This window comes from Trichococcus sp. (assembly GCF_049589555.1).
In the GTDB taxonomy this organism is placed as follows: Bacteria; Bacillota; Bacilli; order Lactobacillales; family Aerococcaceae; genus Trichococcus.
In genome coordinates, this window is the sequence record NZ_JBAWAZ010000160.1 from 39,606 (window position 1) to 46,177 (window position 6,572).

Below are 6,572 nucleotides of genomic sequence, written 5' to 3' on the forward strand. Positions count from 1 at the left end.
GGTGCCGGAATCGAATTCCTATTCAGTTTACTCTGCCTTTATTTTTTTTGCCACAATTCTGCTCAGAGTGCCGAATTAATGGAGAAGAAGCCGAGCCATGAATCGCAGAACGATTGATGGCTCGGCCTCTGTTATTTTTCATGCAACATCCGGCTGGCTTTGGATGGCCAAAATGGCTACTTGCCTTCGTCTTCGGCAGCCAACTTTTCGCCCAGTTCCACCAGATAATTTTTCAATTTATCCTTTATTTCCGGATGGGTCAGCCCATAGGAAATGCTAGTCGTCAGGAAGCCGAATTTGTCCCCGACGTCAAAGCGTTTGCCGTCGAAGCGTTTTGCGAAAACGCGCTGCGTTTGGTTCAAAGTATCGATGGCATCGGTCAATTGGATCTCTCCGCCGGCACCCGGATTCTGATTTTCCAGAATTTCGAAAATTTCCGGAGTCAGCAAGTAGCGGCCGATGATAGCCAAATTGCTCGGCGCGTCTTCCGGATTCGGTTTTTCGACGAATCTGCGGACGTTGAACAGGCCTGGCTCCAGTTCCTGATCGGGATCGATGATGCCGTATTTGGATGTTTCTTCATGCGGCACTTCCATCACGGCGATGTTCGAAGCATGTGTGCGCTCGTAGGCATCCATCAACTGTTTGGTCAATGGCACTTCGTCTTCCATCAGATCATCCCCAAGCATGACAACGAAAGGCTCATCCCCGACAAAGGCTTTTGCCTGCAGAACCGCATGGCCCAATCCCAATGGATAAGATTGGCGGACGAAATGGATGCGCAAACCCGTCGTTTCCTGCACCAATTCAAGCAGCTCATTTTTGCCTTTTTCGCGCAGATTCGCTTCCAACTCAATGTTCGAATCAAAATGGTCTTCAATCGGACGCTTGCTTTTTCCGGTTACGATCAAGATATCTTCGATCCCTGATGCGATCGCTTCTTCAACGATGAATTGAATGGTCGGCTTATCGACGATCGGCAACATTTCTTTTGCCATCGCTTTCGTTGCCGGTAAAAAACGCGTTCCGAATCCTGCAGCAGGAATCACTGCTTTTCTGACTTTTTTCATATTGACTGGCTCCCCTTTTTCACATTTTGAGAAGATTGCTCCGCTTTGCCTTCGCGCAGCATCAATTCCTCGATTGCTTTTTTGACATCGACTTTCTCGTACAACACTTTATAGATGGCTTCCGTGATCGGCATTTCAATGCCTTTTTCCTGTGCCAATTCATAAGCGGCTTTTGTTGTCGCCACGCCTTCAACGACCATCCCCATATTGTTCAGCACTTCATCCAGGTCATGGCCTTTTCCGATCAGATCCCCTGCTCGCCAGTTGCGCGAATGGCGGCTTGTTCCGGTAACGATCAGATCGCCTACCCCGCTCAAACCGAAGAAAGTCATTGGATCGGCACCGAAAGCAATTCCCAAGCGGCTGATTTCCGCCAATCCGCGCGTCATCAAAGCCGCTTTCGCGTTATCGCCATAACCCAATCCGTGAAGCGCTCCCGCTCCGACTGCGATGATGTTCTTTAAGGCAGCACCCAACTCAACCCCGATGACATCCGTGTTCCGGTAGACCCTGAAGTAGGGATTCATGAACAGTTTTTGCACATAACCTGCATCCTCTTCGTCCTGGGATGCGGCAGTGATTGTGGTGATGTCCTTTTTGGCGACTTCTTCCGCATGGCTCGGTCCGGAAAGGACGACTAAGCTATCGTATTTTTCAGCTGGAATCTCTTCCTGGATGATGACGGAAATCCGTTTATGGGTGTCCTGCTCCAAACCTTTGCTGGCGTGGATCAGATGCGGCTTTGTTTGTCCGTCCAATAACGATGCGACTTCTTTCGCGACCACGCGGATCGCTTTTGTCGGCAAAACGAACAAGAGCGCGTCTGCTTCTTTGATGGCGGCTTTCAGATCCGTGTATCCCACAATCGCTTCACTCAGTTTTGCACCTGGAAGGTAGTGTTCATTCGTATGCTGCTCATTGATTTCTTTGATTTGTTTCGGGTCATTCCCCCAAAGGCGGACATCATGCCCATTCTCATCCAACACCATGGATAAGGCTGTACCCCAAGATCCTGCCCCCAATACGGCGACTTTTTGTTTCATTTTGCTCGCTTCCCCTCCATTAAACTCTCACGCCGGAAAGAATGTACTCTTCCAACTCCTGTGGATCCTTGACTATTTTTGTTGGCTGATATGGTTGAATGAAGGCAGTCGTTTTTTCGGACCAGCCAACAAAAACGCTTGTGACGCCCGCATTGTTGCCTGCGACTATATCGTGGTGATTGTCCCCGACCATTACGCTGGTTTCCCTATCGGCGTCCAGACGATCCATAGCCAGGAAGAGTGATTCCGGATCAGGTTTCGGTTGCGAAAAATCGCCTGAGCCGAGGATCGTGTCAAAATAATCCGTGATGCCGAGGATCGAGACCCCACGTTTCAGCACATCGCTGCGCTTCGTCGATACGACGCCCAAGCGCAGGCCTTCCTGTTTTAGATTCTCAAGCACTTCTTTGATGCCCGGGAACATGCCGATCATTTCATCATGCTTTTCCAGCATCACTTCCCGGTAGCGGGCGACCAGTTCATCCTGTCGGCTATGATCAAGATTCCCGTATATTTCCTCTAAACTGGGACCGTTGAATTGGGCCATTTCCTCTTTTTTGAACCGGCCCGGAAAATTTTCCTCCATGACGACGAAGTGGCTTTCGCTGATGAGCCGGTTCGTATCGGCGATCGTGCCGTCAAAATCAAATAATACAGTTTTAAAATTCATGCCTTTATTATGCTTCCTTTCTGGTGATGTTCGTGTAAAAGGGATCAGGCGGATAATTGTTTCTGCGTCTGTAGGTCCAGACTCCCATCGCTCCGAGGAACAGCAGGATGGACAGCGCCTGTGAAACCCGGATAGGCCCGAAAAGATACAGACTGTCCGTGCGCATACCTTCGATGAAGAAGCGGCCGAACGAGTACCACATGACATAAGTGAACATCACTTCACCGACACGCAACAGCTGTTCTTTTCTGCGCAGGAACAGAATCAGCACAAAACCGGCCAACGACCATAGTGATTCGTACAAGAAGGTCGGATGGTAATAAATCCCGTTTATGTTCATCTGTTCAATGATGAATTCGGGCAGGAATAAATTCTCCAAAAAGGCGCGGCTCACTTCCCCGCCATGCGCTTCCTGGTTCATGAAATTCCCCCATCTGCCGATGGATTGCGCAATCAGCACTGCGGGTGCCAAAATATCCAATATCAATGCAAAAGAAATCCCTTTTCGTTTCGTATACCAATAAATCGTCAAAATGCCGGCTATCAATGCCCCGTAAATAGCGATGCCACCATTCCAGATCTGAATGATTTCGCCTGGGTTCTGCAAATAATAATCCAACTCAAACAATACATAGTAAATGCGGGCTCCGATGATCCCGATCGGTATCGTCCAGAACATCATATCGACAATGAAATCCGGATCCAACCCTTTTTTGTCGGCCTCTTTCGTCGCCAATGTCATGGCAATGAGGATGCCTGCCGCGATGATGACACCGTACCAACGGATTTCCAGGCCACCGAACGATAAGGCGACGGGGTTCAATGCGGCTATCAAATTATTCATTTATCTGCTCCTTCGGTTATGCCTAATCATTTTTTTGGGCATTCTCTTTTATCAAAGCTTCCAAATTTCTTTCAAAAGTCTCAGCGGCATTGTAGCCCATGGTTTTCGCACGGAAATTCATGGCCGCCACTTCGATGATGATGGCAAGATTTCGCCCTGTCTTGACCGGAATCGTGATTTTAGGGATGCCGACATCCAGAATGTTCACGATTTCCTCCGTGCTGCCCAGACGTTCAAACTTCTTGTCTTTGCTCCAAAGCTCTAGGTTAACGATCAGATTGACTTCATTGGTCTGTTTGACTGCGCCTGCCCCGAACAGGGTCATCACATCGATGATGCCGATACCGCGGATTTCGATCAGGTGGCGAAGGATGCCCGGCGCCTCACCGATCAGCGTATTTTCATCATGTTGGTACAGATCGACGCGATCGTCAGCAACCAGACGGTGTCCTTTTTGGATCAATTCCAAAGCCGTTTCCGACTTCCCGACACCGCTGTCCCCTGTGATCATGACACCCATTCCAAATACGTCCACGAAAACTCCGTGCATCGAAACCCGTTCCGCCAACTTGCCTTCAAGGAAATTGGTGATGTTACTGGATACTCTTGTCGTTCTGGATTGTGCCGAAAGAATCGGTATGCCGGCTTCCTGAGCGGCTTTCATCAATTCTGCAGGCGCCTGCAGCTTGCGTCCGATGACGAAGCAAGGAGTCTCTTTACTGCAAAGTCGTCTCATGACGATCAGGCGCTCTTCGGCGGTCATCCTCTCGATGAATGTCAATTCCGTTTTCCCCAACAATTGGATGCGGGCCGACGGGTAGAAATTAAAGAAACCTGTCAACTCGACTCCGGGTCTGGAGATTTCGCTGGTGGTGATTTTGTTTCCCAAAAATTCTTCTCCGCTCAGTACAATATAACCTGAAGAATCCACTAATTCCTTTACAGTGACTGTATTCGCCATTCTTATCCCTCGCTCTATCATATAATTTCCTGTCCCAGATTGGGCAGGATTTTTTTACATTTTCATCTTGCCACAAACAATGATCGTATCGCTTGTGGTTTATTGTATTCCTATCCATCATAACATTTTATAGGTGCATACGAAAGAACAAAAAGGCAGCTGAAACAATCGTTTCAACTGCCTTACTTTATGTTATTTGGTGTCGAGCACCGCAGAGGAACCCTGTTGGTTAATGCGATTCGTCCCTGCTCAGGAACATATGCACGACTGACATGATCAAAGCCACCAGGAATGCCGTGCCATAGCTTGTAAAGTGGAATCCGGGACCCACCAGCCAAGATGTCAGATACAGCATGAAGCCATTGATGACGAAACTGAACAAGCCGAACGTCAGGATCGTTATCGGGAACGAGAGAATCGAAAGCACCGGTTTGATCAAAAAGTTGACGATGCCCAAGATGATGCTGGCCCAAAATGCCGTCCAAAGGCTATGCACATAGAATGAAGGTGCCATGAAATAAGCCAAAGCGATGAACACTAGCGAGTTGACCGCCGCTTTTTTCCAAAATCCCATCAGAAATCACTCCAGTCGTCCTCTTCTTGTTTGTCCACTGGTTTTGCTTCTTTTACTGGTCTTGAAGCGTCGGAACTGCGGCGGGAAGATGAAGACCCGTACGTTCCGCCGAATGATTGGCCGCTGTCGCTTCGGCCCGGTTCAGGCATCAGTATAGCCATCAGGATGTACAGCAATACGGGTGATCCGACCCCCGCAAATACGGCAATCAGAAAAACCACACGAACAATCGTCGAGTCGATGCCGAAGTATTCGGAAATACCTCCCAGAACACCGCTGACTTGTCTGTCTGTAGCAGATTTGGTTAATTTTTTCATTTTCGTTCTCTCCTTATGTGTGCCATTTATTGTCGCTATTTTTAGTTATTTTTTAAGAATATGTTTCCTGTTGTTGTCTTTAATTCTACCATAACCGGCGATTCCTCGTCCATTCGTCTGAATTCCAGGTACTTGTTTGTATGTTCATTTTTTTGGCGGATAATTTCGATGTTTTCCATCCGGTTCATGATTTTCCCCAAAGAACTGCTGGCTTTCACCTCTGCGCTTTTGGCAGCCGGCAAAGACAGCTTGACGGACCCGTTGACTGAGCTGGCCTGGATCTGTTTGGCGTTTGTTCCTGGATAGGAAAGTTTCACATCGCCGTTGACAACGGAAACCGTCGCGCTGACGACATCGCTTTTGATCGTCAGACTGCCGTTGATGGTCTTCGCCAGCACATCAACGATCGTGCTTTCTGAGACATCCAGATTCCCGTTGACGCCATCCGTCTCCAGCATGATGGCCTTGAGACCTGAGATGACCATATTACCATTGGTGGATTTGATGTAAAAATCTTTTCCTTCAATGTTTTTCAGGGTTGCATTTCCATTCAACATCTTGATTGCGACGTAATCGTATTCGCGTTTCGGCAAGGACACGACGATATCGCATTTCACCCGTTTGTTCGGAACGCGGAAAGTGAATTTATCCTCATCCATCACAAGCGTGCTCCGAGCATCGAAAGCTTCCTTCGCTGTCGCTTCTTCTGTTTTACCGTAGATTTTCACATCCGCGGCAACCGAAATGGTTTCGCTATCCCAACTCTGCAACGTCACATTGCCGTTTGCCAGTTGAAAATCAAGGATCGTCGCTGTATTTTGATCGAATGTGAATTCATGCTGGAATTTGCTGGTGATCAATCCAGGGATTTTGATGTTGAAATCAGTGTCTTTCCAATCGACATTCTCTACGACCGTTTGCACCGTGTCGGTCAAAAATTTGCTCAATTGCGCCCCCGCTTTGGTGAGGCGATCTGTGAAATTGGCGGCTGTATCTTTCCATTCCTCTTTATTGCCCAGTTTCTCGCCAAAGGATTTCACGCTGTTTTCCACATGCTCCTTCTTGAGGCTGCGCATTTTTTGTTCCATCTCGA

8 protein-coding genes are annotated in these 6,572 nt (G+C 48.2%); all 8 read right to left on the reverse strand.

Annotated features, from left to right (window positions below):
* Positions 1-176 precede the first annotated feature (176 nt).
* On the reverse strand, positions 177-1,070 hold the full coding sequence (gene galU, locus WBV27_RS06415; protein WP_086629367.1) for a UTP--glucose-1-phosphate uridylyltransferase GalU: 894 nt from the start codon (positions 1,068-1,070) through the stop codon (positions 177-179).
* Entirely contained in the window at positions 1,067-2,113 is a 1,047-nt protein-coding gene (locus tag WBV27_RS06420; RefSeq protein ID WP_424200436.1) for an NAD(P)H-dependent glycerol-3-phosphate dehydrogenase, read from the reverse strand. The genes galU and WBV27_RS06420 overlap by 4 nt, the downstream gene beginning before the upstream one ends.
* Positions 2,114-2,132: 19 nt before the next feature.
* Complete coding sequence (locus WBV27_RS06425; RefSeq protein ID WP_424200438.1) at positions 2,133-2,783, reverse strand: HAD-IA family hydrolase; 651 nt, start codon at positions 2,781-2,783, stop codon at positions 2,133-2,135.
* A 7-nt stretch (positions 2,784-2,790) separates the two neighbouring features.
* Complete coding sequence (gene lgt / locus WBV27_RS06430) at positions 2,791-3,627, reverse strand: prolipoprotein diacylglyceryl transferase (protein WP_424200440.1); 837 nt, start codon at positions 3,625-3,627, stop codon at positions 2,791-2,793.
* Positions 3,628-3,649: 22 nt separating this feature from the next.
* Complete coding sequence (hprK, locus tag WBV27_RS06435; protein ID WP_424200442.1) at positions 3,650-4,588, reverse strand: HPr(Ser) kinase/phosphatase; 939 nt, start codon at positions 4,586-4,588, stop codon at positions 3,650-3,652.
* Positions 4,589-4,817: 229 nt separating this feature from the next.
* Positions 4,818-5,162 carry a phage holin family protein gene (locus WBV27_RS06440; RefSeq protein ID WP_086629377.1) on the reverse strand — a complete coding sequence of 115 codons (345 nt, stop codon included), beginning with the start codon at positions 5,160-5,162 and terminating at the stop codon, positions 4,818-4,820.
* Entirely contained in the window at positions 5,162-5,479 is a 318-nt protein-coding gene (locus WBV27_RS06445) for a PspC domain-containing protein (RefSeq protein WP_424200444.1), read from the reverse strand. Before WBV27_RS06445 ends, WBV27_RS06440 begins: the two co-directional genes overlap by 1 nt.
* A 41-nt stretch (positions 5,480-5,520) precedes the next feature.
* Positions 5,521-6,572, reverse strand: a 1,052-nt coding sequence (gene liaX / locus WBV27_RS06450) for a daptomycin-sensing surface protein LiaX (RefSeq protein ID WP_424200446.1), incomplete at its 5' end; no start/stop codon positions are given.

Bases quoted from the DNA above. Each gene is read 5' to 3' on its own strand.
- galU (WP_086629367.1), bottom strand. From the start codon at position 1,070: ATGAAAAAAGTCAGAAAAGCAGTGATTCCTGCTGCAGGATTCGGAACG.
- WBV27_RS06420 (WP_424200436.1), bottom strand. From the start codon at position 2,113: ATGAAACAAAAAGTCGCCGTATTGGGGGCAGGATCTTGGGGTACAGCC.
- WBV27_RS06425 (WP_424200438.1), bottom strand. From the start codon at position 2,783: ATGAATTTTAAAACTGTATTATTTGATTTTGACGGCACGATCGCCGAT.
- lgt (WP_424200440.1), bottom strand. From the start codon at position 3,627: ATGAATAATTTGATAGCCGCATTGAACCCCGTCGCCTTATCGTTCGGT.
- hprK (WP_424200442.1), bottom strand. From the start codon at position 4,588: ATGGCGAATACAGTCACTGTAAAGGAATTAGTGGATTCTTCAGGTTAT.
- WBV27_RS06440 (WP_086629377.1), bottom strand. From the start codon at position 5,162: ATGGGATTTTGGAAAAAAGCGGCGGTCAACTCGCTAGTGTTCATCGCT.
- WBV27_RS06445 (WP_424200444.1), bottom strand. From the start codon at position 5,479: ATGAAAAAATTAACCAAATCTGCTACAGACAGACAAGTCAGCGGTGTT.